The sequence below is a fragment of the Plantactinospora sonchi genome (assembly GCF_036422035.1).
Lineage (GTDB): Bacteria > Actinomycetota > Actinomycetes > Mycobacteriales > Micromonosporaceae > Plantactinospora > Plantactinospora sonchi.
The window spans coordinates 294,876-317,596 of sequence record NZ_JAZGQK010000012.1 but is presented as its reverse complement, the minus strand read 5'-3'; the positions used below and the strand labels follow the sequence as shown (position 1 = coordinate 317,596).

21 protein-coding genes and 1 pseudogene are annotated in these 22,721 nt (G+C 72.8%); 9 read left to right on the top strand and 13 right to left on the bottom strand.

Annotated elements, in window-relative coordinates:
- Window positions 1-111 precede the first annotated feature (111 nt).
- Window positions 112-981, top strand: a complete 870-nt coding sequence (locus tag V1633_RS15585) for a PAC2 family protein (RefSeq protein WP_331215027.1) — start codon at window positions 112-114, stop codon at window positions 979-981.
- A gap of 184 nt (window positions 982-1,165) precedes the next feature.
- Here V1633_RS15585 and V1633_RS15580 read toward each other — a convergent pair whose 3' ends face one another.
- Complete coding sequence (locus tag V1633_RS15580) at window positions 1,166-2,125, bottom strand: ArsR/SmtB family transcription factor (protein ID WP_331215026.1); 960 nt, start codon at window positions 2,123-2,125, stop codon at window positions 1,166-1,168.
- Between the two features lie 58 nt (window positions 2,126-2,183).
- Here V1633_RS15580 and V1633_RS15575 point away from each other — a divergent pair, with 58 nt between their 5' ends.
- Entirely contained in the window at window positions 2,184-3,485 is a 1,302-nt protein-coding gene (locus V1633_RS15575) for an MFS transporter (protein ID WP_331215025.1), read from the top strand.
- Between the two features lie 195 nt (window positions 3,486-3,680).
- A complete protein-coding gene (locus V1633_RS15570) occupies window positions 3,681-4,472 on the top strand; it encodes a GntR family transcriptional regulator (RefSeq protein WP_331215024.1) in 792 nt (263 codons plus the stop codon).
- Window positions 4,473-4,639: 167 nt separating this feature from the next.
- On the opposite strand, the gene mshC is transcribed toward V1633_RS15570, so the two are convergent.
- The 6 genes and pseudogenes from mshC to V1633_RS15540 form a co-directional block, all read right to left on the bottom strand.
- On the bottom strand, window positions 4,640-5,878 hold the full coding sequence (gene mshC / locus V1633_RS15565) for a cysteine--1-D-myo-inosityl 2-amino-2-deoxy-alpha-D-glucopyranoside ligase (RefSeq protein ID WP_331215023.1): 1,239 nt from the start codon (window positions 5,876-5,878) through the stop codon (window positions 4,640-4,642).
- Window positions 5,879-6,155: 277 nt separating this feature from the next.
- Window positions 6,156-6,974: an SCO1664 family protein gene (locus V1633_RS15560; protein ID WP_331215022.1), complete on the bottom strand. Its 819-nt coding sequence runs from the start codon at window positions 6,972-6,974 to the stop codon at window positions 6,156-6,158.
- A gap of 31 nt (window positions 6,975-7,005) precedes the next feature.
- Window positions 7,006-7,584, bottom strand: a complete 579-nt coding sequence (locus V1633_RS15555; RefSeq protein WP_331215021.1) for a DUF3090 domain-containing protein — start codon at window positions 7,582-7,584, stop codon at window positions 7,006-7,008.
- A 235-nt stretch (window positions 7,585-7,819) separates the two neighbouring features.
- Window positions 7,820-8,524, bottom strand: a pseudogene (locus V1633_RS15550) (histidine phosphatase family protein); the annotation flags it as partial.
- A gap of 126 nt (window positions 8,525-8,650) precedes the next feature.
- On the bottom strand, window positions 8,651-9,484 hold the full coding sequence (locus tag V1633_RS15545) for an undecaprenyl-diphosphate phosphatase (RefSeq protein WP_331215019.1): 834 nt from the start codon (window positions 9,482-9,484) through the stop codon (window positions 8,651-8,653).
- A 151-nt stretch (window positions 9,485-9,635) separates the two neighbouring features.
- A complete protein-coding gene (locus tag V1633_RS15540; RefSeq protein WP_331215018.1) occupies window positions 9,636-10,688 on the bottom strand; it encodes an LLM class F420-dependent oxidoreductase in 1,053 nt (350 codons plus the stop codon).
- 214 nt (window positions 10,689-10,902) lie between these two features.
- On the opposite strand from V1633_RS15540, the gene V1633_RS15535 reads away from it, so the two are divergent.
- Both V1633_RS15535 and V1633_RS15530 read left to right on the top strand, forming a co-directional pair.
- Complete coding sequence (locus tag V1633_RS15535; RefSeq protein WP_331215017.1) at window positions 10,903-11,874, top strand: aldo/keto reductase; 972 nt, start codon at window positions 10,903-10,905, stop codon at window positions 11,872-11,874.
- Window positions 11,875-11,986: 112 nt separating this feature from the next.
- A complete protein-coding gene (locus tag V1633_RS15530) occupies window positions 11,987-12,178 on the top strand; it encodes a DUF5703 family protein (RefSeq protein ID WP_331215016.1) in 192 nt (63 codons plus the stop codon).
- A 168-nt stretch (window positions 12,179-12,346) separates the two neighbouring features.
- Here the strand turns inward: V1633_RS15530 and V1633_RS15525 are convergent, their stop codons facing one another.
- The gene (locus V1633_RS15525) at window positions 12,347-13,015 is read right to left on the bottom strand and encodes a hypothetical protein (RefSeq protein WP_331215015.1); all 669 of its coding nucleotides are present in this window, start codon (window positions 13,013-13,015) and stop codon (window positions 12,347-12,349) included.
- Window positions 13,016-13,190: 175 nt separating this feature from the next.
- Window positions 13,191-14,519 (bottom strand): M20/M25/M40 family metallo-hydrolase, encoded by a 1,329-nt coding sequence (locus tag V1633_RS15520; protein ID WP_331215014.1) that lies wholly within the window; start codon window positions 14,517-14,519, stop codon window positions 13,191-13,193.
- A 158-nt stretch (window positions 14,520-14,677) separates the two neighbouring features.
- On the opposite strand from V1633_RS15520, the gene V1633_RS15515 reads away from it, so the two are divergent.
- The 3 genes from V1633_RS15515 to V1633_RS15505 all read left to right on the top strand — a co-directional run bounded on the left by V1633_RS15515 (window position 14,678) and on the right by V1633_RS15505 (window position 17,195).
- Window positions 14,678-15,319, top strand: a complete 642-nt coding sequence (locus V1633_RS15515; protein WP_331215013.1) for a hemerythrin domain-containing protein — start codon at window positions 14,678-14,680, stop codon at window positions 15,317-15,319.
- 114 nt (window positions 15,320-15,433) lie between these two features.
- Window positions 15,434-16,129: a ThuA domain-containing protein gene (locus V1633_RS15510; protein WP_331215012.1), complete on the top strand. Its 696-nt coding sequence runs from the start codon at window positions 15,434-15,436 to the stop codon at window positions 16,127-16,129.
- 94 nt (window positions 16,130-16,223) lie between these two features.
- Window positions 16,224-17,195, top strand: a complete 972-nt coding sequence (locus V1633_RS15505) for a LysR family transcriptional regulator (RefSeq protein WP_331215011.1) — start codon at window positions 16,224-16,226, stop codon at window positions 17,193-17,195.
- 68 nt (window positions 17,196-17,263) lie between these two features.
- On the opposite strand, the gene V1633_RS15500 is transcribed toward V1633_RS15505, so the two are convergent.
- Window positions 17,264-18,478 carry an MFS transporter gene (locus tag V1633_RS15500; RefSeq protein WP_331215010.1) on the bottom strand — a complete coding sequence of 405 codons (1,215 nt, stop codon included), beginning with the start codon at window positions 18,476-18,478 and terminating at the stop codon, window positions 17,264-17,266.
- Window positions 18,479-18,950: 472 nt separating this feature from the next.
- Here V1633_RS15500 and V1633_RS15495 point away from each other — a divergent pair, with 472 nt between their 5' ends.
- Window positions 18,951-19,187: a hypothetical protein gene (locus V1633_RS15495; RefSeq protein ID WP_331215009.1), complete on the top strand. Its 237-nt coding sequence runs from the start codon at window positions 18,951-18,953 to the stop codon at window positions 19,185-19,187.
- Between the two features lie 196 nt (window positions 19,188-19,383).
- Here V1633_RS15495 and V1633_RS15490 read toward each other — a convergent pair whose 3' ends face one another.
- From V1633_RS15490 to V1633_RS15480, 3 genes are all read right to left on the bottom strand, one after another.
- Window positions 19,384-19,734, bottom strand: coding sequence for a DUF3140 domain-containing protein (locus V1633_RS15490; protein WP_331215008.1), 351 nt, complete (start codon window positions 19,732-19,734; stop codon window positions 19,384-19,386).
- A gap of 1 nt (window position 19,735) precedes the next feature.
- A complete protein-coding gene (locus V1633_RS15485; protein WP_331215007.1) occupies window positions 19,736-19,903 on the bottom strand; it encodes a hypothetical protein in 168 nt (55 codons plus the stop codon).
- A 125-nt stretch (window positions 19,904-20,028) separates the two neighbouring features.
- On the bottom strand, window positions 20,029-22,596 hold the full coding sequence (locus tag V1633_RS15480) for an ATP-dependent Clp protease ATP-binding subunit (protein ID WP_331215006.1): 2,568 nt from the start codon (window positions 22,594-22,596) through the stop codon (window positions 20,029-20,031).
- Window positions 22,597-22,721: the final 125 nt, after the last annotated feature.

Below are 22,721 nucleotides of genomic sequence, written 5' to 3'. Positions count from 1 at the left end.
GACGGACGTGAGGGACAACAGGGACGGCAGTACCAGGTTCGGCGCGGGGACCGCCGCGCGGCGGGGTCACCCCCGGCGACTCGGCGCCGGTACGCACGCTGGGGGTACCGCGTGACCGAGTTCGACGGGTTGCCTGTGCTGCGCTCGCCGGTCGCGATCGCGGCCTTCGAGGGCTGGAACGACGCGGCGGACGCCTCGACGGCGGCGGTGGAACACCTCGAACAGGTGTGGCAGGCCCGTCAGATCGCCGAACTGGACCCCGAGGACTTCTACGACTTCCAGGTGAGCCGGCCGACGATCACGATGGCCGACGGCGAGACCCGACGGGTCGAGTGGCCGACCACCCGGTTCATGGTGGCGAGTCCGGACGGCACCGACCGGGACGTGGTGCTGATCCGGGGCATCGAGCCGAGCATGCGTTGGCGCACCTTCTGCGAGCAGGTGCTGGAGCTCTGCCACAGCCTGGAGGTCAACCGGGTCGTGCTGCTCGGCGCGCTGCTGGCCGACGTGCCGTACACCCGGCCACTGCCGATCAGCGGCAGCGCCTCCGACCCCGACGCCGCCGAGCGCTACCAGCTGACCCCGACCCGGTACGACGGCCCGACCGGCATCGTCGGCGTCCTGCACGACGCGGCGACCCGGGCCGAGGTCGACGCCGTCTCGTTCTGGGTGCACGTACCGCACTACGCGAACAACCCTCCCTGCCCCAAGGCGACCCTCGCCCTGCTGCACCGGGTCGAGGAGGTGCTCGACCTGCCGGTCCCGATGTCGGACCTGGCCGAGGAGGCCGCCGAGTGGGAACAGCGGGTGCGTACCGCCGCCGAGCAGGACGCCGAACTCGGCGAGTACGTCCGCGAGCTGGAGGAGCGGGTCGGCGACGCCGGCATCCAGCCGCTGACCGGAGACGAGATCGCCCAGGAGTTCGAGAAGTACCTGCGCCGTCGGGGCGGCTCGGCCGGCCCCACCGCCGGCTCCTGGTGACCCGCACGGGCCCCGGCTTCGCCAGGCCCGGCGCCGTCCGCCGCTGATCCGGGCCCCGGAGCCGATCCTCGTCGGCGCCGGGCCCGGCGGCGTGTCCGGGCGACCGGAGTCCGCGCACCGGGGCCGGATCCCCGCCCCGAGCAACGTCGCCCCGGCGCCGGTCCCGCAGATCCGTGGCGGCCGGTCAGAACGACGAGGGACCGGCGACGAGCGCCCGGGCGGTATCCGTCCACCAGTAGAGAACCTCCCGGCCCGACCGGCGCTTCTGGAGCAGACCGGCCTCGGTCAGCACCCGCAGGTGACCACCGACCGTGCCGAGCGGCAGTCCGGTCGCGGCGACCACCGCCGTGGTGCTGACCGGCTCAGCCGCCCGTACCAGAATCCTGCTCCGCGCGTTCCCGAGCAGCCGGCGCAGCGGATCCGGCGTGCTGAGCGCGGCCTCGGCGAAGATCCCCGTCACCGGGTAGACGATCCCGAAGCGGTCGGGCAGCCGCCAGGAGACCCAGCCTCCCCGGCAGTGGGCCGCGAAGAACGTCAGGTCCCCGCCCCGCACGTCGCACGGCGGGTAGGGCCGCTCCTGGACCTGGAGCCGGCCGTTGCCGAGCCAGCGCATGCCCGGCCGCATGTCGTTGATGACGCCGGACCAGCCGTCCCGGCCCAGGCGGGAGATCCGGGAAACCACGTCGGCCCGCAGCACCGACTGTCGGCGCGGCCAGTCCGGCTCGATCGTGTGCTGCCAGACCCAGCGCAGCAGGGCGGCCGTCCGGCTCGCCAACCCCGCACGACGCAGTTCCGGGGCCAACGGGGCACGTACGCGGGCCAGATCGTCACGGATCCGCTCGTCCGGCAGTGACTCCAGCACCAGGAGCTCGTCGTCCAGTGTCATGTTCGGACGGGCCGGCGGCACGGTCAGGAAGTCCGCCATCCAGGAGGACGAGATCGCGTGCGCCACGATTGCCGAGGCCGTCGGGTCGCCGTCGAGGTAGTCGCGGAAGGCACCGACATGCCGGTCCCGCCAGCCCCGGTGCCACGGAAGCGGTTGGTCCCGACGCAGGATGTTGAGCGCCCCCACCGTCTCGGTCAGCTGTGAGGTGCCGAACCGCGCCTGCGCCATGACTTCGGCGTCGACCAGGAACACCGCCACGTTTCGCCTCCGGTCGAAACTCTAGGGCGGCGCCGGAAGACACCGCAAGATCCTCGCCATGCCAAGCGACCCTCCGCCGAGTGACCGACCGACCGTGGGCACGCGGAACTTCATCGCGCTGTGGGCCGATGCCGCGGTCACCAACCTGGCCGACGGCGTCGTCAAGCTGACGCTGCCCCTGGTGGCCGTCTCGATGACGGACTCCCCCGCGCTGGTCGCCGGTGTCACCCTGGCCAACACCCTGCCCTGGCTGCTGTTCTCACTGCCCGCCGGGGTACTCGTCGACCGGGTCGACCGCCGCCGCCTGATCATGACCATGGCCGCCGCGCGCACCCTGGCCCTCGCGGTGCTCGTGGGCGGCATCCTCGCGGACCTGCTGCCGCTGTCCGGCCTGTACGCGGCGGCACTGCTCCTCGGCACCGCCGAGGTGTTCGCCGACACCGCCCGGATGGCGGTCGTGCCGATGGTCGTGTCCCGCGGTCGGATGGAATCCGCGTTCGCGAAGTTGACCGCCACCGAGACCGCCGCCAACGAGTTCGTCGGGCCGTCCCTGGGAGGTCTGCTCGCCGCCGCCGGACTGGCCGTCGCGCTCGGCTTCGGCGGCGTGGGCTACGCGGGCGCCCTGTTCGCCTTGGCGATCATGACCGGCCGTTACCGCAGCGACCGCCACCCCGGATCGGCGACGAGGGCGACCGGTCTCCGCGCCGACATCCGGGAGGGCGTCCGGTACGTGTGGCGGGAGAGGATCCTGCGGACCCTGCTGTTGGTGGCCGGCGTGGCGAGCGGCTGCTGGGCGGCGTGGATGGCGGTCATCGTCGTCCACGCGGTCACCCCCGGACCGATGGATCTGAGCCGTTCGGAGTACGGACTGCTGATCGGCGCGCTGGGCGTGGGCGGTGTCATGGGTGCCTCCGTCGCACCTGCGGTCACCCGCCGGCTGGGACGGCAGGTCGTCCTCGGCACGTCGATGGCTTGTTTCGCCGTGCTGCTGGCCGCGCCGGCGATCTCCTCGTCCCCGTGGCTGATCGCGGTGACGACGTTCCTGGGCGGGGCGGGCGCCGGCGCCTGGAACGTCGCCTACAGTTCGCTGCGCGCGCTTGTCGTACCCGACGAGATGATGGGGCGCTACAGCGGGGTCAGCCGGCTGACCAGTTGGGGCTCGATGCCGCTGGGTGCCCTGGTCGCCGGCTTCACCGCCGAACTGGTCAGCGTGCGGGCGGTCTTCTGGGCTGGGGCGGCGCTCTGTCTCCTCGTGCTCGCCGCGACGGTACGGACGGTCAGGTCGCCCGAGTTCCGGCGACTGGAGGCCCGGGCGACCGGCCGTCACGAAGCTGAACCGGCCCGGCCATCCCGGTCCTGAACCGCCCCGGCCCCGGCCTCGGCCGACGGGACGCCTCGTCGTGGGGCCCACGGCCGGCCCCTCCGTCCGGTGAGGCATCCGGTGGCGCCGCATGATTCCGAAATCCGCTCCGGTACGCCGGTGTGTCGGGGTTGCCGGGATCACCTCCCGTACGGCATCCTAGGAACCTAGTGCTATTGCTGACGGGAGTGCGTCATGCAGATCAACCCCGGGGCCGCCGAGTTTCCGCACCGGCAGATCGCGGCCCAGCTCCGCGCCAAGATCCGGGCCGGGGACTGGGCCGCCGGCGACCGACTGCCGTCCATCCCGGCCATCGCCGAGATGTTCGGGGTGGCCAAGCAGACCGTGCAACGCGCGATCGACCAGCTCCGGGTCGAGGGGGTGCTGATCACCAAGCCGGGCTCCGGCACGTACGTCCGGGGCACCCGACGCCGCCTGAACCGACTGTCCCGGGGCCGCTACGGCGGTCACCGCGGCTACCACGCCGACCTCGCCGCCCGGTACCGGCAACAGCTGATCCAGGTCGGCCGGGCCCCGGCGCCGCCGGAGGTCGCCGACGCGTTCGGGGTCGCCGACGGGACCGAACTGATCGTCCGGCGGCATCTGGTACGCACCGAGGACGTTCCGGTCGAGGTGGGTGCCTCCTGGTTCCGGGTGGCCGACGCCGCCGGCACCAGCCTCGAACGGATGGAGGCCTACGGCCGACCGCTGTACCAGGAGGCGGAGGAGGCGATCGGCCGACGCTACGTGTCAGCCACCGACCAGATCAGTGCCCGGCAACCCAGTCGGGAGGAGGCGGAGACACTGCAGATCCGTCCCGACACCCCGGTGCTGCACCTGCTGCACGTCGCCTACGACACCCAGCACCGGCCGATCGAGGTCGCCCAGGCCACCTGGCCCGGCCCGATGACCACACTGACCGAGCAGTACCAGATCCCGGGGCCGGTCGCGGACCCCGAACCGGACCCCGGGCTGGTGCTCGGCTGACGCTGAGCACGGCGAGGTCCGGGCGCCCGGCAGGGTCCCGCCCCGCGACCGCGACCACCGGTCGTCGACCACGGGAGGCGCCAGCCGGGCGGTTGACCGGCTCAGCTGCGCGCAGCGGGGCTTCTCCTCGGCGACACCGGAAACGACGGAACGCGGCCGGCCCGACCCTAGAGCCGTACGCCGAGCAGGGCGTCGACGGTCGCGGCCGCCAGTCCCGGTCCCTCCGGATCGGTCCCGGTACCAGCGAGCGTGTCGTCCGCCCACTGGTCCACCCGGGCCAGCGCGCCCGGGGTGTCCAGGTCGTCGGCGAGCCGCTCGCGCACCCCGGCCAGCAGGTCGGCTCCGGAGGCGCCGACCGGTGCGGCGGCAGCCTCCCGCCACCGGGCCAGCCGCTGGGTGCCGACCTTGAGCACGTCGTCGGTCCACTCCCGGTCGGACCGGTAGTGGCCGGCGAGCAGGCCAAGCCGCACCGCCATCGGGTCCACCCCGTCGGCCCGCAGCCGGGAGACGAAGACCAGGTTGCCCTTGGACTTCGACATCTTCTCCCCGTCCAGGCCGATCATGCCGGCGTGCACGTAGTGGCTGGCGAACGGCGCCTGCCCGGTCAGTCGCTCGGCATGGGCGGCGGAGCATTCGTGGTGCGGGAAGAGCAGGTCGTTGCCGCCGCCCTGCACGTCGATCCGGTCACCGAGCAGGCCCAGCGCGATCACCGCGCACTCGATGTGCCAGCCCGGCCGCCCCGGCCCCAGCGCCCCACCGGGCCAGGCCGGCTCGCCGTCCCGGGCACCGCGCCAGAGCAGCGGGTCCAACGGGTCGCGCTTGCCGGCCCGTTGCGGGTCCCCGCCCCGCTCGGCGAAGAGCGGCAGCATCTCGTCCCGGGAGAGGTTGGACTCGTAGCCGAACCGGGGCGCGGCGGCGATGTCGAAGTAGACGTCCCCGGTGCCGTCGTCGAGCCGGTACGCCGCCCCCTCGTCCAGCAGCGACCGGACCTTCTCGGCGATGGCCGGAATCGACTCGACGGCGCCGACGTAGTGCGCCGGCGGGATCATCCGCAGCGCCTCCATGTCCTCCCGGAACAGCGCCGTCTCCCGCATGGCGAGCACCTTCCAGTCCTCGCCGTCCCGTTCCGCCCGCTCCAGCAGCGGATCGTCGATGTCCGTGACGTTCTGCACATAGCTGACCGGATGGCCGGCGTCCCGCCAGACCCGCTGGGCGAGATCAAACGTGATCATGGTCGCCGCGTGTCCCAGGTGGGTGGCGTCGTACGGGGTGATGCCGCAGACGTACATCGTCGCCGGGCCGGAGGGGCGGGTCGGATGCACCGCCTGGCGCGCGGAGTCGAACAAGGCGAGCGGCTGGCCCCTACCCGGCAGCCGAGGGATGTCGTGCCCCACCCAGGATTCCATGGTCACACCCTAGCCAGCCGACGACGGCGGCTCCGCCCGCCCGGTCACGAAGGTGATCAGACCGACAGGGCACCCAGCGGCCCAGGAACCGGGCCCGGGACCGGGTCGCCACTGGTCGCGGGCGGGTCAGGCCGACGCAGCCGGGGACGGACGGTCGCGGGCGGGTCAGACCGGCCCAGCCGGGCAACAACCGGGTGGCCGGACGAGTCGCCGGGCGGGAGACGTCAGACCGGCGCAGCCAGGCGGCGACCGGGTGGCCGGACGGGTCGCGGGCGGGTCAGATCGGCGGCCACGGGATCGCCGGCCACTCGTCGGAGGGGACCGGGAACCGACCGCCGTCACGGAGCCGGTCGACGCGCCGGGCGGTGGCGGCGACCTCCCCGATGGTCAGGTGCTCCGCGAGACTCTCCCCCAGCGGACCGGCGAGCGCCCCGGCCAGCCCGTCGAGCATCTCCCGGACATCCGGCGGCAGGGATCGGCGCGCCCACCCCCAGAGCACCGTCCGGAGCTTGTCCTCCACGTGGAAGCAGACCCCGTGATCGACGCCGTAGATCCGGTCGTCCGGCCCGTACAGCACGTGGCCGCCCTTGCGGTCCGCGTTGTTCAGCACCGCGTCGAGCACCGCGAGCCGGGCCAGTCGCGGATCGTCGGCGTGCGCCAGCGCGTACGGCGTACCGTCGTCGTCCTGGGCGGCCGCGACCCGGAACCAGCGGGGCGGAAGACTGCCCGCCGGGACGAACCCGACCAGCGGGTCGGCCTGCTCCGGCTCGTCGATCCAGAGCTGGCAGGCTCCGGGACCCAACGGGCCGTCCCGGAGCACCGTCGGCGGGACGAGGTCCCACCCGCTGGCCCGTGACACCAGGTAGGCGGCGACCTCCCGGCCGGCCAGGGTGCCGTCCGGGAAGTCCCAGAGCGGTCGCTCCCCGTGGATCGGCTTGTAGACGCAGCGGACGGTGACCCCGTCCAGGGTCAGGAACGCCCGCAACGTCGTGTTCGAGGCGTCGACCAGCCGCCCCTCCAACTCCAACTCGCCACCGAGCAGGAGTCGCAGCGCGTCACTCTCGTCCAGCACGGGTCGCAGGTCGGACGAGGTCACCGGGACGATCCCGGTACGCCGACAGGACCGGTCACCGGTGGTAGCCGTTGTGACGCGGGCAGAGGTGCCCGGCGGGGTCGAGCGGCTGACCGCAGAGCGGGCACGGCGGACGACCGGCGGCCACCACCCGGCGGGCCCGGTCGATGAACTCCCGGGTCGCCTGCGGGGTCAGCCGCACCCGCAACCGGTCCAGGTCGTCGGCCGGCTCCTCGTCATCCTCGTCGACCTCGCCCTCGGTGTCGCCGAGTTCGATCTCCGCCTCGGCCTCGCCCGCGGCGATCGCCTCGATCACCACCGTGGCGGTGTCGACGTCGAAGGCCAGCCCCAGGGTGCCGACCCGGAACTCCTCGTCCACCGGCGTCTCCAGCGGCTCGTTGTCCGAGGTGACCTTGGGCGGCTCGGGCAACTCGACCCCGAACCGCCGGTGTGCCTCGGTGAGCAGCTCCTCGAGCTTCTCGGCCAGCAGCGACACCTGGACCTTCTCCAGAGCGACACTGACCAGGCGCCCGCCACCCCGCGCCTGCAGGAAAAACGTCCGGTCGCCCGGCGGCCCCACGGTCCCGGCGACGAACCGCTCCGGCGGCTCGAATGCGTGCACCTGGTGGGTCATACCCACGACCCTATCCGGCCCGGTACCACGCCGCGCAGCCCACCGACGCGAATCACCATCCGGTCCCGGTGCCGGCGTACCGGGGCGGTCCGTGGCTCCCCGGCCGGCGGGTGGCCGGACCCCGACGGGCGCCCGGTCCGAAGGGCTCCGCCACGGAGGTTCACCGGCCACCGCCCGCGCCCGCCACCGGCGCGGGCAGGTCCGCGTCCCGGTCGGCGTCGGTACCGGTGCCGACCGCGCCGACGCCACCGCCGACCGGGGCGTCGGAGTCCGCCGTACGGGCCGCCCGGCGCCGCCGGGACCGCTTCGGCGGCACCAGGCCGGCCAGCTCACCGCCGGTGTCGTTGAGTCGGAGCAGGAACGGCCGCACCGGGGTGTACCGGATCCCGGTCACCGAACCGGGATCGACCACGATCCGCTGGAACTGGTCGAGGTGCACGCCCATCGCGTCCGCGACAATGGCCTTGATCACATCACCGTGGCTGCAGGCCAGCCAGACCGCCTCCGGCCCGTGCTCGGCGGTGATCCGGGCGTCCCAGCGGCGTACCGCCTCGACGGCACGGGTCGCCATGCCCGCCATCGACTCGCCGTCCGGGAAGACCACCGCGCTCGGGTGCTGCTGCACCACCTGCCACAGTGGATCCTTGGCCAGCTTCTTCAGCGGCTGGCCCTGCCAGGCGCCGTAGTCGCACTCGACCAGCCCGTCCTCGACGACCGGCGCGACGTCCGGGAGCGCCAGGTCGAGGGTCTGCCGGCACCGGATCAGCGGGCTGGTGACCACCGCCGCCAGCGGGACCGCGCGCAGCCGCGCCCCGACGGCCGCCGCCTGGGCCCGACCGGTGTCATCGAGTTCCACCGGCTGGCGTCCGGCCAGGCCGCCGTCGGCGTTCGCCGTGGTCCGGCCGTGCCGGAGGAGCAGAAGGGTTGCCACGCAGCCCACCCTACGGCCCGCCGCAGCGGCGGACGGGCCGGCCCGGCCGGGACGCCGGCGGGCCGGTGGAACCGGGGTGACCAGCGGCTGGCCAGCCGGACGCGACCGCCGGGCCGGACCGGACCGGACCGATGATCAGGTCGCCGCGATCGTCCCGGTGCCGAGCAGCGCCAGGACCAGGCTGCCGAGCGCGACCCGGTAGAGGACGAAGACGTACAGGCTGTGATGTGCGACATAACGCAACAGCCAGGCGATCGAGGCGTAGCCGAGACCGAAGGCGATCACCGTGGCCACGATCATCTGGGCCGGGGTCGGGATCGAGCCGCCGCCGCTGCTGTCGAAGACGTCCGGCAGGCTGAAGATGCCGGACATCACCACTGCCGGAATGGCGAGCAGGAACGAGTAGCGGGCCGCCGCCTCCCGGGTGAGGTTGAGGAAGAGCCCCGCGGTGAGCGTGCCGCCGGACCGGGACACCCCGGGAATCAGGGCCATCGCCTGGGCGAATCCCATGACCACGCCGTCCCGCAGCGTGAAGTTCTCGATCCGCCGGGTCTGCCGGCCCCAGTACTCGGCGAAGGCCAGCACAAAGGCAAAAACGATCAGGGTGGTGGCGACCAGCCAGAGGTTCCGGGCCGCCGTCCGGATCTGGTCCTTGAACAGGAACCCGAACAACCCGATCGGGATCGAGCCGATGATGACGTACCAGCCCATCCGGTAGTCCAGGCTCGAACGCACCGAGCTGTCCCAGATGCCGACCACCCAGACCCGGGTGATCCGCCAGATGTCCTTGGCGAAGTAGAGCAGTACGGCGGCCTCGGTGCCGAGCTGGGTGACCGCGGTGAACGACGCGCCGGCGTCCTGGTCGAAGAAGATCGCCGAGGTGATCCGCAGGTGCCCCGACGAACTCACCGGAAGAAACTCGGTGAGCCCCTGGACGATGCCCAGGACGATTGCCTCGATCCAGCTCACCCTCGTACCCCGCTCCGCAGCACCGTGCGCCCCTCGTCATGTCCCGTCGGCCCGCCCGGCCGGACGTTCCGCCCGGTCGCACCGTCTCCCCACACCACGGGTCGCCGAGGCGACCCCGGACCGGCCGGCCCGGTCCGCCGGTCACGTCCGGTCACTCGCCGACCCCGGCGAGGTCCAGCGCCTCCGCGCAGGCCCGCAGCGTCCGTACGCCGCTCTCGACGTCCGCCACGAAGAGGCTCACCGAGAGGGTGGTCACCCCGGCCGCCGCGTACTCCCGCATCCGCTCGGCGATCCGCTCGACCGGGCCCAGCAGCGACGTCCGGTCGATGAACTCCAGCGGCACCGCCGCCGCGGCGTCCCGCTGCCGCTTCGCCAGGTAGAGGTCCTGCACCTCGCGGGCCGCGTCCCCGTAGCCCATCCGGGTGGCGAGCTGGTTGTAGAAGTTCTGCTCCCGGCTGCCCATCCCACCGACGTAGAGCGCCGCGTACCAGCGGACCAGCTCGGCGCAGGCGGCGACGTCGTCGCCGAGCACCACGGGCACGGTCGGTACCACGTCGAAACCGGCGAGTTCTCTGCCGGCCCGGGCCCGCCCGGCGGAGACGGCAGCGAGCTGCTCGGCGGCGAAGTCGGGCGCGTAGAAGACCGCCAGCCAGCCGTCGGCGATCTCGCCGGCGAGTTCCAGGTTCTTCGGCCCGACCGCGGCCAGGTAGATCGGCACGTGCTCGCGGGGCGGGTGGAAGCCGAGCCGCAGCGCCTTGCCCGGGCCGTCCGGCAGCGGCAGCCGGTAGTGCGCGCCGTCGTACTCGACCGGTTTGCGGGCCAGCGCGAGGCGGACGATGTCGACGTACTCCCGGGTCCGGGCGAGCGGTTTGGCGAAGCGCACCCCGTGCCAGCCCTCGGAGACCTGCGGCCCGGAGACGCCGAGGCCGAGTCGGAACCGGCCGCCGGAGACCGCGTCGAGGGTGGCCGCGGTCATGGCGGTCGCCGCCGGGCTGCGCGCCGGGATCTGCATCACCCCGGCGCCGAGGTCGATCCGCTCCGTCTGGCCGGCCATCCAGGCCAGCATGCTGGGCGAGTCCGAACCGTACGCCTCGGCGGCCCAGACCACCGAGTAGCCGAGACGGTCCGCCTCCCGCGCGAGGGCCAGGTGGTCCGCCGGTGTGCTCCACGCCGTCTGGTAGCCGAGGCTGAGCCCGAGTCGCACTGCTCCGTCTCCCCCTGTCGTCGCGAGTCGCATCAGGGTACGCAATGGCGTGGCGGCGCTCGACGACCGGTGGGGCCAATCCGCCGACGGGTTCGACGCCGCCCGGTGGGACATGTCGCGACAGTGCCCGGACGTCGGTTTTGTGGTGGAACGCGCGGTGGTAATGGCGGGAGCGAGGATATCGGCGGGACGATGTTCTGAATAGAGTTCAACCATGCAGCAGCGACCGCTCGGCCGAAGCGGGCTGGCGGTTTCCCGGCTCGCGCTCGGCACCATGACCTGGGGTCGGGACACCGACTCTGATGACGCTGCCGCACAACTGAAGAGCTACCTCGACGCCGGGGGCAATCTGGTCGACACCGCCGACGTCTACAGCGACGGGGACGCGGAGGCGGTGATCGGTTCCCTGCTGGGTTCGCTGGTCCCCCGCGACGACGTACTGATCGCCACCAAGGCCGGGCTCCGCCCGGGCTCCGCCCGCCGACGGGACGGTTCCCGGGGTCATCTGCTGCGCACCCTGGACGCGTCGCTGCGCCGGCTCGGCACCGACCACGTCGACCTGTGGCAGGTGCACGGCTACGATCCCGCCACGCCGCTGGAGGAGACGCTGTCGGCCCTGGACCACGCGGTGAACAGCGGCCGGGTCCGGTACGTCGGGGTCTCGAACTTCTCCGGCTGGCAGACCGCGCAGGCCGCCACCTGGCAGGCCGCCTTCCCCGGGCGGGCCCCGGTGGTCGCCGTCCAGGTCGAGTACTCGCTCCTCGAACGCGGCGTCGAGCGGGAGGTGCTGCCCGCCTGCGAGAGCCTGGGTCTCGGCGTGCTGCCGTGGTCGCCGCTCGGTCGCGGAGTGCTGACCGGGAAGTACCGGCACGGCCGGCCGGCCGACTCCCGGGCCGCCTCGGCGCATTTTGACCGTTTCGTCGCCCGATACCTGGAACCTCGCTGCTCCAGCATCGTGGAGGCGGTGGCCACCGCGGCGTCCGGACTGGGGGTGTCGCCGCTGGAGGTCGCCCTCGCCTGGATCCGGGACCGTCCCGGGGTGGTCGCCCCGATCCTCGGTGCCCGCACGGTCGGGCAGCTGCTCGGCGCCCTCCAGGTCGAGCGGATGACCCTGCCGGACGAGATCGCCCGGGCTCTCGACGACGTCTCGGCGGTGCCGGTCGGCTACCCCGAACGGGACGGCTGACCCGGCGCGGACCACCGACGGTCCCGAGCGCGCCGACCAGCCGATCCGGGAGGTCCAGCTCACGCCGACGAAGGACTGGTGCCGTCCAACCGGGGTGGGCAGGATAGGGACCATGGACTACGAGTACGCGCCGTTGCGGTTACCGCCGAATGTCGACCGCGTGACCGCGATGGCGCAACTGGCGATCCAGGCCGAATTCTCCGGTTGGGAACTGGCCCGGGTCCGGCTCTACCGCGACGGTACCCGCCAGGTGATGTTGCGGCGTCGGGTGGTCAACCAGTCGCAGCCGGGCCTGTCGTACTGAGCCGGGCGCCGCCCCGGGGGGCCCCCCCCGGGGCCCCCCCCCCCCCCGGGCCGCGGCGCTCCAACAACCCGCCTTTGGGGCGGCGGGGGTAAAACCCGGCGCCCCCGGCCGTTGCTTAGTGCGCGGCCCCCCCCGGGGGCCCCCCCCCGGGGCGCGGCCGAACCGGCGCTAGCGGCTCGACTCGATCTCCTCGTCGGCGTCCGACAGGAACGGGTGCTCGTCCAGCCGACCGACCAGGCGGTCGTCCGGCCCGGGTGCGAACGGTCCGCTGCTGTCCTCGTCGTCGAACGCCTCCAGGTCGAGCGGTACGGCCACCTCGCTGACCATCACCACCCCGTCCAGCGGCTCCAGCTCGGGAATGTCCAGGGCGCCCAGCGACCCGTCGCCGGTCTGCAACAGCTCGAGCACCGCCTCGCCGACACCCTCGACCGGCGCGGACTCCTCGTCCTCCGGCGTACCGGCCCGGCGGGCCGCCTGGGCCACCCGGAGCAGCGCCGCCACGCTCGGTACCCGGTAGTCCCGGCGGTGCCGCACGGAGAGCACCAACGGGTGCGGGTCGTTCGGCTCGGTGCCGTCGACACCGCCGGCGCCCACCCCGAAACGCTCGTCCGCCTCGTCCGGGTCGATCGCCTCCACGTCCCAGGGCGTCACCTCGCCGAAGGCGTCGAGCAGGAGCTCGTCGTACTCGTACGACGCGTTGTTGAGCTCGACGTACGCCTGCCAGACGGCGTCGTCGTCGATCCGGCCCTCGGCGGCCCGGACCGCGGCGAGGTGCGCCCGGGCGGTCTCGACGACCCGCTCCAGGGCGGCGTCCAGCTCGGCGTGCTGGTCGGTCATGTTGTGGTCTGTCCCTTCGATACGGTGTGTCAGCGGCGGCGCCGGACGTCCGCCGGACAGGCGGCGCTCCGACAGGGCCGGGAACTGGATGGAAGACGGAGACTAGGTGGACCGGGTGCGGACCGGACGAGTCGAGTCGGCCGGACCGGCGCTGGCGGGATCGGCTCTGGCGTGCTCAGCTCTGGCGCAGGAACCTGTCGAGCACCCGCACGCCGAACTGTAGCCCCTCGACCGGCACCCGCTCGTCTATGCCGTGGAACAACGCGGAAAAGTTCAGGTCGGCCGGCAGCCGCAGCGGCGCGAAGCCGAAACAACGGATGCCGAGCTTCTGGAACGCCTTCGCGTCGGTGCCGCCGGAGAGCATGTACGGTACCGCCCGGGCACCCGGATCCTCGGCCCGCAGCGCCGCCGCCATCGCGTCGACGAGGTCCCCGTCGAAACTCGTCTCGACCGCCGGCTGGCGGTGCACGTACTCGATCTCGATGTCCGGGCCGACCACCTCGCGGAGCTGTTCGAGGAAGATGTCGGACTGGCCGGGCAGGCTGCGGCAGTCGATGGTGGCACTGGCCCGGCCCGGAATCACGTTGTCCTTGTAGCCGGCGGCGAGCCGGGTCGGGTTCGCGGTGTTCCGGATGGTCGCGCCGATCAGGTTGGCGATCGGGCCGAGCTTGGCGATCGCCAGCTCCGGATCCTCCGGGTCGAGTTCGATGCCGAGCGCCTCCGAGACCTGCTCCAGGAAGGCCCGCACGGTCGGGGTGACCACCACCGGGAACCGGTGCCGGCCGACCCGGGCGACCGCCTCGGCCAGCGCGGTGACGGCGTTGTCGTCGTGCACCATCGAGCCGTGGCCGGGGCGGCCGCGGGCGTGCAGCCGCAGCCACTCGAGCCCCTTCTCCGCCGTCTCGATCAGGTAGAGCCGCAGGTCGTCGTTGACGGTGTAGGAGAACCCGCCGACCTCGCCGATGGCCTCGGTGCAGCCCTCCAGCAGTTCGGGGTGCCGGTCGACCAGGAAGTGCGCGCCGTACTCCCCGCCCGCCTCCTCGTCGGCGGTGAAGGCGAGGACGATGTCACGCGGTGGGCGTACGCCTGTGCGCTGCCAGTCGCGGACCACCGCCAGCGCCATCGCGTCGAAGTCCTTCATGTCGATGGCGCCCCGACCCCAGAGGTAACCGTCGGCGACCTCCCCGGAGAACGGGTGCACCGACCACTCGGCGGCGTCCGCCGGCACCACGTCCAGGTGGCCGTGCACCAGCAGGGCGCCCCGGGTCGGGTCGGTACCGGGGATCCGGGCGACCAGACTGGTCCGGCCCGGCGCCGACTCCCGCAGCTGCGCCTCGACGCCCACCTCGGCGAGCTTCTCCGCGACGTACTCCGCGGCCACCCGCTCACCGACCGTGGTGGCGTTGTCGCCGGTATTGCTGGTGTCGATCCGGAGCAGGTCCCGGCACAGCTCGACGACCTCGTCGACGGCGCTCGGTTGGGCGGACGCGGAGTGGCTACTCATGGGCTTCTTCATACCAGCCCACCCGGTCGGAGCGTCCGGCCCCACCCGCCGTCGGGTTTCGCCGCCGAAGGGCGCGGGTACCTGCGCGCTGTCCAGGCAACAGCCCCGGTCGATACGGTGGCACCGGTTCCTGGACCAGTCCTTGAGGAGGCCCAACCGTGAGCGTGCCGTTGCCCCCACTGCCCCCCACCGTGGAGGACGAGGACTACCGGCCCGGCGGACAGAGCATGGTCGAGTTGCTCGCCCAGGAGCACGACCAGATCGTGGCGCTCTGCGCCGAACTCACCGACGACACCCCGACCGAGCGGCGGAGCCAGGTCGCCGAGGTGCTGACCGCGACGGTGGCCCGACACCTCTCCGGTGAGGAGCAGTACCTCTACCCCACGGTCCGCAGCGTGCTGCCGGACGGCGGCACGGTGGCCGACCGGGAACTCGAGGCGGACACCGCGCTGCTGCGTACGCTGCAGGAGCTCTCCGGCGTCACGCCGGCCGACGCCCGGTTCGACGAGCTCGCCGACGAGCTCGCACACGGACTGCGCCGGCACGCCGAGACCGCGCGGACCGCGATCTTCCCCGCCCTGCGGGCGTCGGCCAGCGAGACGGACCTGATCCGGTTGGGCAACCGGGTGGAGATCGCCGAGGAGGCCGCGCCCACGCGCCCGCACCCGGGCACCCCCGCCACGCCACCGTGGAACAAGGTCGTCGAGCCGGCTCTCGGCGTGGTGGACAAGGTCCGGGACGCGGTGTCCGGCCGCCCGACGTACGTCGAGGACCTCCCCGAGGAGCCGGCCCGGGGTTGAGCCGTACCGCCGGTTTCGGGATGTCATGATCCCTCGGAGGCCCCGCCCGGGAGACCGGGCGGGGCCGATCGCGATCGGCGGTCCGACGGCGACCGGAGCGAGAGTGGACGGACGGTGACGGTGCGCAACGCGTTGGTGGTGCGGGGTGGCTGGGACGGCCACGTACCGGTGGCGGCGACGGAGTTGTTCATACCGTTCCTGCGCGAGCGGGGGTTCGCCGTCGAGGTCCACGACGACCTGGCGGTCTACACCGACTCCGACCGGATGGCCGACGCCGACCTGGTGGTGCAGTGCTGGTCGATCGGGACCGTCACCGACGAACAGGCGGCCGGGCTGATCGCGGCGGTACGCGCCGGGACCGGCTTCGCCGGCTGGCACGGCGGCATCGTCGGCGCCTTCCACCACAACGCCTACCAGCAGCTCACCGGCGGGGTATTCGTCCACCACCCGCCCGGGTTCGTCGACCACGAACTGACCGTGCTGCCGTCCCGGGCCGACCATCCCGTCGTCCGGGGCGTCGGTACGGTCGCCCTGCACACCGAGAAGTACTGGGTGCTCACCGACCCGCTCAACGACGTACTGGCCACGGTGACGTTCGAGCCGGGACCGGAACCGGGTACGGCGACCGGGCCGGACGGTGCGGACGCCCCGTGGCGGCGACCGGTCACGCTGCCCGCGGTCTGGACCCGGGAGTGGGGCGCCGGGCGGGTCTTCGTCTCGACCGTCGGCCACAAACTCGACGATCTGACGCTTCCGCCGATCCGGATGATCACCGAACGAGGGCTGCTCTGGGCCGCTCGTCAGATTTAGGTGTCCGTTCGGGCGTAGTTTGCATTTCCTTTGGGGGATCTTTCACTGTCCAAAGGTCTTCCCGAGAATCCCGTCCTGGTCCTACCGTCACGCTATGAACCTGGAGCTGCGGCACCTCAAGGTGGTCTGCGCGATCGCGGAGACGGGCAGCGTGACCAAGGCCGCCTCGACCCTGGGACTGGCGCAGCCCGCGCTCACCGCACAGCTCCAGCGCATCGAGCGCACACTCGGCGGCCCGCTCTTCGAGCGGGACCGGCGGGGCGCCCGACCCACCGCGCTGGGTGAGCTGGTGCTGGCCCGGGCACGGGTGCTGCTACCGGCGATGAAGGGGTTGCAGGACGAGGCCGCCCGGCTCGCCGGCACCGGTACGACGATGACCCGGTTCCGGTTCGGTGGGGTGAACAGCCCGATCCTCGGTGGGCTGGTGCACCGGCTCGCCGCCGACCAACCGCACGCGCAGATCAGCACCCACGCGTCCTGGTCGGTCGACGAGCTGGCCCAGATGGTGCTCGGTGGCCGGCTCGACTACGTGCTCTCCGGGGTCTGCGGCGACGCGACCCCGTCCGCCGAGTTCGGGCTGACCTGGCGGGCGGTGGCGATGGACGCGGTGTTCGTACTGCTGCCCGAGGCGCATCCGCTGGCCGCCGAGGACGAGGTGCACCTGGCCGCGTTGAGCGAGCAACGCTGGGCCGCGGCGCCCGGCGACGGATGCTTCGAGAGCTGTTTCGTCGCGGCCTGCGCCCGGGCCGGATTCACCCCGCGCAAGATCTACGAGACCGACATCCGCAGCTGCATCGACCTGGTCGAGGCGGGTGAGGCCGTCGCACTGGCCCAGGCGACGTTCCGACCGGTCTCCGGACTGGTGACCCGTCCACTGGCCAACACCCCGTTGCGCTGGCGGCTGCTGCTCGGCTGGCACCCGGACGCGCCGGCCGCCGCGGTCGCCGACCGGGTGCTCGGGCACGCCATCTCCGCCTACACCGACTCGTTGTCCCGCAACCCGAACTACCTCGCCTGGCTGGCGCGCAACCCGACCTTCGGCCCGCAGGACCTGGCCGCCGCCTGACCCGGCCCACCGTCCGGGCGTGCATCGTCAGCCAAGCCGTGGATCGTCAGCCGGCGACGGTACGGCGCTCAGGCGGCGGTGGTCCGACGGGTCAGTGGCCACCAGATCAGTAGCTGGACCAGTGCCAGGACCAGCACAAACGGCAGGAGTGTCCATACTCCGGCGTGCTGGGCGAGCACCCCGGCGAGCCAGGGCAGCGCCGCGCCGCCGATCACCGAGACGCCGTTCATCACCCCGATCGCCGTGGGCACCAGTCGGGCCGAGGTCAGTCGCGGCACCAGGGCCATCGCGGTCGGGAAGGCCGGGCCGAGGAAAAAGCCCAGCAGGACCAGCCCGACGCTGGCCAGCGCGGCGGTCGGCGCCAGCCAGACCAGCAGAGCGCTCACCGCGACCCCGGCGAGGCAGCCGAGTACGGTGCCGGCCGGGGTCAGCCCGAGCCGGGTGGCGACCGGGCTGATGACAAACCGGCCCGCCGTCAGCCCGAGCCAGTAACCGCTGACCGTGTATCCGGCGAGCACCGCCGTCTGCTGGTGCCCGTCCACCAGGAAGCTGAAGGCCCAGTTGCCGACGCTCACCTCGAGGCCGACGTAGACGGTGAGGAAGAGCGCGCCGAACAGCACCGCCGGCTGCCGCAGGGCCGCGCCGAGCAGGCCGCCGCCGGTCCCGCCGGCCGTTGCGGTGTCGGCCATGGCCGCGCCGGTCCCGGGCTCCGCCCCGGCCGACGCCGACCGGGCCGGGTAGACGGCCAGGAACCCGGCGACCAGCGGCAGGCAGACCAGGGCGAGCACCAACCAGACCGCCGTCCAGGGCAGCGTGCTCAGCATCCACGCCGCCAGCACCGGACCGGCCAGCGCGCCCACCCCGAAGAACGCGTGCAGGCGGTTGAGCAGCGTCGCCGCTCCCGGCAACTCGCTGAGGTAGGCGTTGAGGACCGACTCCAGCACGCCGATGCCGTACCCGGCCAGTACCTGAACGGCCACGAACGCCAGGAACGGCGGTCGTACCGCCGTGTAGAGGCCGGCCACGACGAAGGCGCCCGCACCGACGACGAGCGCCGCCCGGAACCCGGTACGGTGGATCAGCCTGCCGGTGGTGACGCCCGCCAACAGGAACCCGGCGGAGAAGGTGAAGAAGGTGGTCCCGATCGCCGCCTTGTCCACGCCGTAGTCGAGGATCTGGGCCGGCAGCAGGACGCCGCCGACCCCCGCGCTGACGCCGACGAACACGAACGCGGCGTAGGCGAGCAGAATCGCCGGTCGGTGACCGGTTCGAGGGACGGGCACGCACGGCTCCTACGGCGGATCTCGATCGACGCGCGGGGGAACGCGCCGGATCGCAGGATGCTAGCCCCAGTCCGGACTCCCGGGCGAACGGTATGAGTCAGTCGGTATCTGCCCCGCTCGATCCCGGGCGGCTACCTTGACGATGCCCCGCCCGATCCGGGTCCGCGAGGCCGGTAGCGGCTTCGGCACGCCGGTCAGGGCCCGACCCCCGGTCGGCGGGGCATCGACCACCGTGCACCGTCCGGTTCCGGGCCGGGCGGTGCACGGGCACAGGGACGAACACGGGCACCGGGACCGGCCCGCTGCCGTGCCACCGGGCACGACCGGTGCGCGCAGGTGAGCTCATGTGCCGGCCGGGCCGGCGGCGACCGGTGCCGCCGCCGGCCGGGGTCGAGCGGGAGGCTCCGTGGGCACCACCGACGATCTGGCCGTCAGCGGTGCGAACCGGCCGACAGCGGGTACGGGTACCGACATGACCGACCTACTGCCGCCCGAGGACGACCGGGAGACCGCCCGCCGGATCGCCGCCGCCCACACCGCCGCCTCGCGGGACGTGGAAGCCTTCCTGCGCCGGGTCCCGGAGCTGCCCAGCCCCGAGGACATCGCCGAGTACGCCGCGCTGCTGGCCCGGGAGGAGGCGATCCGGGTCGAACGGACCGACGCCGCCGACGCCGCCGGCCTGAACGTCCCCACCATCAGCGGGCAGTGATTGGGGCGGGGCCGCCGGACACCCGTCGGGGCCAGCCGGCACCAACCGGCGGCCGGCCAGGAACAGCCGAGGCCGGGCGGGAACGGCCACGGCGGTCAGCTGTGTCGCCACCGCCGGGCGCGAACAGCCGAGGCCGGCCGGGAACGGCACCGGACGTCCGACCAGCCCGACCAGCCATGGCTCAACCGGGGCAGACCTACCGCTCGATCAGCGGGTCGTGACCGAGGTCCAGGAGCGCCCGGCGCCACTCCTCGTCGGTGACTCCGGCGGCGGGTCGGGTGTCGAGCAGATCGCGGATCTCCGCCACCGTCTCCCGCATCGTCTTGATGTCCTCGTCGGTCAGGTCGACCTTGCGCTTGCGCAGTACGGCGAGGATGTGCCGGCCCGGTTCGGGCAGGCCGAGATCGGGGTCGGCCGTGAACGCCTCCTCGCCGGAGCCCTGGGTGAGCAGCCAGCTCCGCAACTGCTCCGAGGTGACGTTGACGCAGCTGTGGAAGTCACTCCACAACTGCTCCACCTCCGGCTCCACCCGCTGCTGTCGCGCCATCTCACGCCTCCTCCGTCGCCTCGGCCGCCGGCGGTACCGGTTCCTCCTCCGTCCTGGTCCGCGCCCCCCGGGGCGGTTGCGGGCGAGGCCGCTCGGATCCGGGGTTCGGCGGTCGCAGCACGGCGTCGGTCTTCGGGCTCTTCTCGCGGTTCTCCTCGGGCTGGCTCACGCTGATCTCCTCCACTCGACTTCGGCAGGCAGCCGGGGGTGCCCCCGTGCCCCGGACCCACGTCACCGGGAGGACACGTCCGGTGCCTCCCGACCCACGTACCCACGGGGATGGCGCACCGAGACTCAACGACCCTTGGAGAGGGCCGCCGGGCTGCGCCCACCGGACCGCTGCCCCTCGGACACCTCGAAGGTCAGCTGGTCGTCGCGGGCGCTGACGGTGATCCGCTGCCCGGGCACGAGCGTGCCGTCGAGCAGCATCCGGGAGAGCCGGTTGTCGACCTCCCGCTGGATAGTCCGGCGCAGTGGCCGGGCACCGAACTGGGGCTCGTAGCCGTGCTCCGCGATCCAGTCCACGCCCTCGGTGGTGAAGTCGACGACGATGTCCTGGGCATGCAGTCGCCGTCGGGTCTCGTCCAGCAGCAGTTCGGTGATCTGGCGCAGCTGCTCGCTCTCCAGCCGTCGGAAAATGATCACCTCGTCGATCCGGTTGAGGAACTCCGGCCGGAACTGCTCCTGGAGGCGGCGCATCAACCGGTCCCGCAGCTCGGTGTTCTCCTGGTCCTCACCGCCGCCGGCGCCGCCACCGAACCCGACGCTGCGCTGGGTACCGGTGATCAGCTCCGAGCCCAGGTTGCTGGTCATGATCAGTACGGTGTTGCGGAAGTTCACCGTGCGGCCCTGGCTGTCGGTGAGCCGGCCGTCGTCGAGCACCTGCAGCAGGATGTTGAAGACGTCCGGGTGGGCCTTCTCGATCTCGTCGAGCAGCACCACCGCGTACGGCCGGCGGCGGACCGCCTCGGTCAACTGACCCGCCTCCTCGTACCCGACGTAGCCGGGCGGGGCGCCGACCAGCCGGCTCACCGTGTGCCGTTCCTGGAACTCGCTCATGTCCAGCCGGATCATCCGGTCCTGCTCGCCGAAGAGCGCCTCGGCCAGGGCCCGGGCCAGCTCGGTCTTGCCGACCCCGGTCGGGCCGAGGAACAGGAAGCTGCCCATCGGCCGGTCCGGGTCGGCCAGTCCGGTCCGGGACCGGCGGACCGCCTCGGCGACCGCGCTCACCGCGTCGTCCTGACCCACCACCCGCTCGTGCAGGTGCCCCTCCAGACGCAGCAGCCGGTCCCGCTCCTCCTCGGTGAGCTGGCTGACCGGGATTCCGGTCGCCCGGGAGACCACCTCGGCGATGTCCTGCGGACCCACCTCGGGCACGCTCGACCGGTCGCCGTTGCCCCGGGCCGCCTCCAGCCGCTCCTTCAACTCCTGGCAGCGGTCACGCAACTCGGAGGCGCGTTCGTACTGCTCGTCGGCGACGGCCTGGTCCTTGTCCCGCTTGACCTCCTCCAGTTCCCGCTCCAGTTCCCGTACGTCGCCGGCCGGGGTGCGGGTGCGCAGCCGTACCCGGGCACCGGCCTGGTCGAGCAGGTCGATCGCCTTGTCGGGCAGGAACCGGTCGGTGACGTACCGGTCGGAGAGCTCGGCCGCCGCGACGAGTGCCTCGTCGGTGAACCGGACCTGGTGGTGGGCTTCGTAGCGGTCCCGCAGCCCGCGCAGGATCTCGACGGTGTCGTCGATGGTGGGCTCCGGTACCAGCACCGGCTGGAACCGGCGGGCCAGCGCGGCGTCCTTCTCGATGTGGCGCCGGTACTCGTTGAGGGTGGTCGCGCCGATCACCCGCATGTCGCCGCGGGCCAGTGCCGGCTTGAGCATGTTGCTGGCGTCCATCCCGCCCTCGGCGCCGGAGCCGCCGGCGCCGACCAGGGTGTGCAGCTCGTCGAGGAAGACGATCAGGTCGTCACCGTGTGCCCGGATCTCGTCGATGACCTTCTTCAGCCGTTCCTCGAAGTCGCCACGGTAACGGGTGCCGGCGACCAGCCCGGCGAGGTCCAGCTGCACCACCCGCTTGCCGATCAGTGTCTGCGGCACGTCGCCGTCGGCGATCCGTTCGGCGAGGCCCTCGACGATCGCGGTCTTGCCCACCCCGGCTTCGCCGATCAGGACCGGGTTGTTCTTGGTACGACGGGACAGGATCTCCACCGCCTGCTCGATCTCGTCGGCCCGGCCGATCACCGGGTCGACCTCGTTCGCCCGGGCGAGGTCGGTGAGGTCCTGGCCGTACTGGTCGAGGGTGGGGGTGCCCCGGTTCGGGGTACCGCCGTTGCCGCCCCCGCTGGCGCTGGCCGCCTGCAGCGACTGCGGCTGGATCCGGCCGGCGGCGAGCATCCGGCCGGCCGGGGACTCCGGGTTCAGTGGCAGGGCCATCAGGATGTGTTCGGGCCCGATGTACGAGGCGCCCATCGCCCGGGAGAGCTGGTGGGCGTCGAGCAGTGCCCGCTTCGCGGCGGGGGTGAGCGACATGTTCGAGGGAACCTGGCCGTGCCGGGCCGGGCGTTCCACCCGTTGTTCGCCGCCCAGCGCACCGAGCAGCGCCTCCGGGTCCGCACCGGCCCGACTGAGCAGGTCACGCAGCGGTTCCCGCTGCAGGGCCGCCCAGAGCAGGTGGTCGGTGTCCAGGTCGCTGCTGTCGGCCTGTGCCGCCCGCCGGGCCGCGTCGGCGAGCATCTCCCGGGCGTCGGCGGTCATCAGCCGGGTGATGTCCACCCGCTGCCCCTGTCGGCGGTTCTCCCCCCGCCCGAAGTACCGGGCCAGGAACTCGTCCCACGGGTCGGCACCGAAGTCGCCGGGTCCCTGAGTCATCTCTCGTCCCCCTCACGGGCGCGTCCCTCGCGGGCGCGGACACTGGCCTACCCGGCGGGAGGTCCGACAAACGCGACCTAACAGTCGCCTGACGTGCGCCGGTAGGGCCGCTGTACGGTGCCGTC

Coding starts and splice junctions, on each gene's coding strand:
- V1633_RS15575 (WP_331215025.1), top strand. CDS start 2,184: ATGCCAAGCGACCCTCCGCCGAGTGACCGACCGACCGTGGGCACGCGG.
- V1633_RS15570 (WP_331215024.1), top strand. CDS start 3,681: ATGCAGATCAACCCCGGGGCCGCCGAGTTTCCGCACCGGCAGATCGCG.
- mshC (WP_331215023.1), bottom strand. CDS start 5,878: ATGGAATCCTGGGTGGGGCACGACATCCCTCGGCTGCCGGGTAGGGGC.
- V1633_RS15555 (WP_331215021.1), bottom strand. CDS start 7,584: ATGACCCACCAGGTGCACGCATTCGAGCCGCCGGAGCGGTTCGTCGCC.
- V1633_RS15535 (WP_331215017.1), top strand. CDS start 10,903: ATGCAGCAGCGACCGCTCGGCCGAAGCGGGCTGGCGGTTTCCCGGCTC.
- V1633_RS15530 (WP_331215016.1), top strand. CDS start 11,987: ATGGACTACGAGTACGCGCCGTTGCGGTTACCGCCGAATGTCGACCGC.
- V1633_RS15525 (WP_331215015.1), bottom strand. CDS start 13,015: ATGACCGACCAGCACGCCGAGCTGGACGCCGCCCTGGAGCGGGTCGTC.
- V1633_RS15520 (WP_331215014.1), bottom strand. CDS start 14,519: ATGAGTAGCCACTCCGCGTCCGCCCAACCGAGCGCCGTCGACGAGGTC.
- V1633_RS15505 (WP_331215011.1), top strand. CDS start 16,224: ATGAACCTGGAGCTGCGGCACCTCAAGGTGGTCTGCGCGATCGCGGAG.
- V1633_RS15495 (WP_331215009.1), top strand. CDS start 18,951: ATGACCGACCTACTGCCGCCCGAGGACGACCGGGAGACCGCCCGCCGG.
- V1633_RS15490 (WP_331215008.1), bottom strand. CDS start 19,734: ATGGCGCGACAGCAGCGGGTGGAGCCGGAGGTGGAGCAGTTGTGGAGT.
- V1633_RS15480 (WP_331215006.1), bottom strand. CDS start 22,596: ATGACTCAGGGACCCGGCGACTTCGGTGCCGACCCGTGGGACGAGTTC.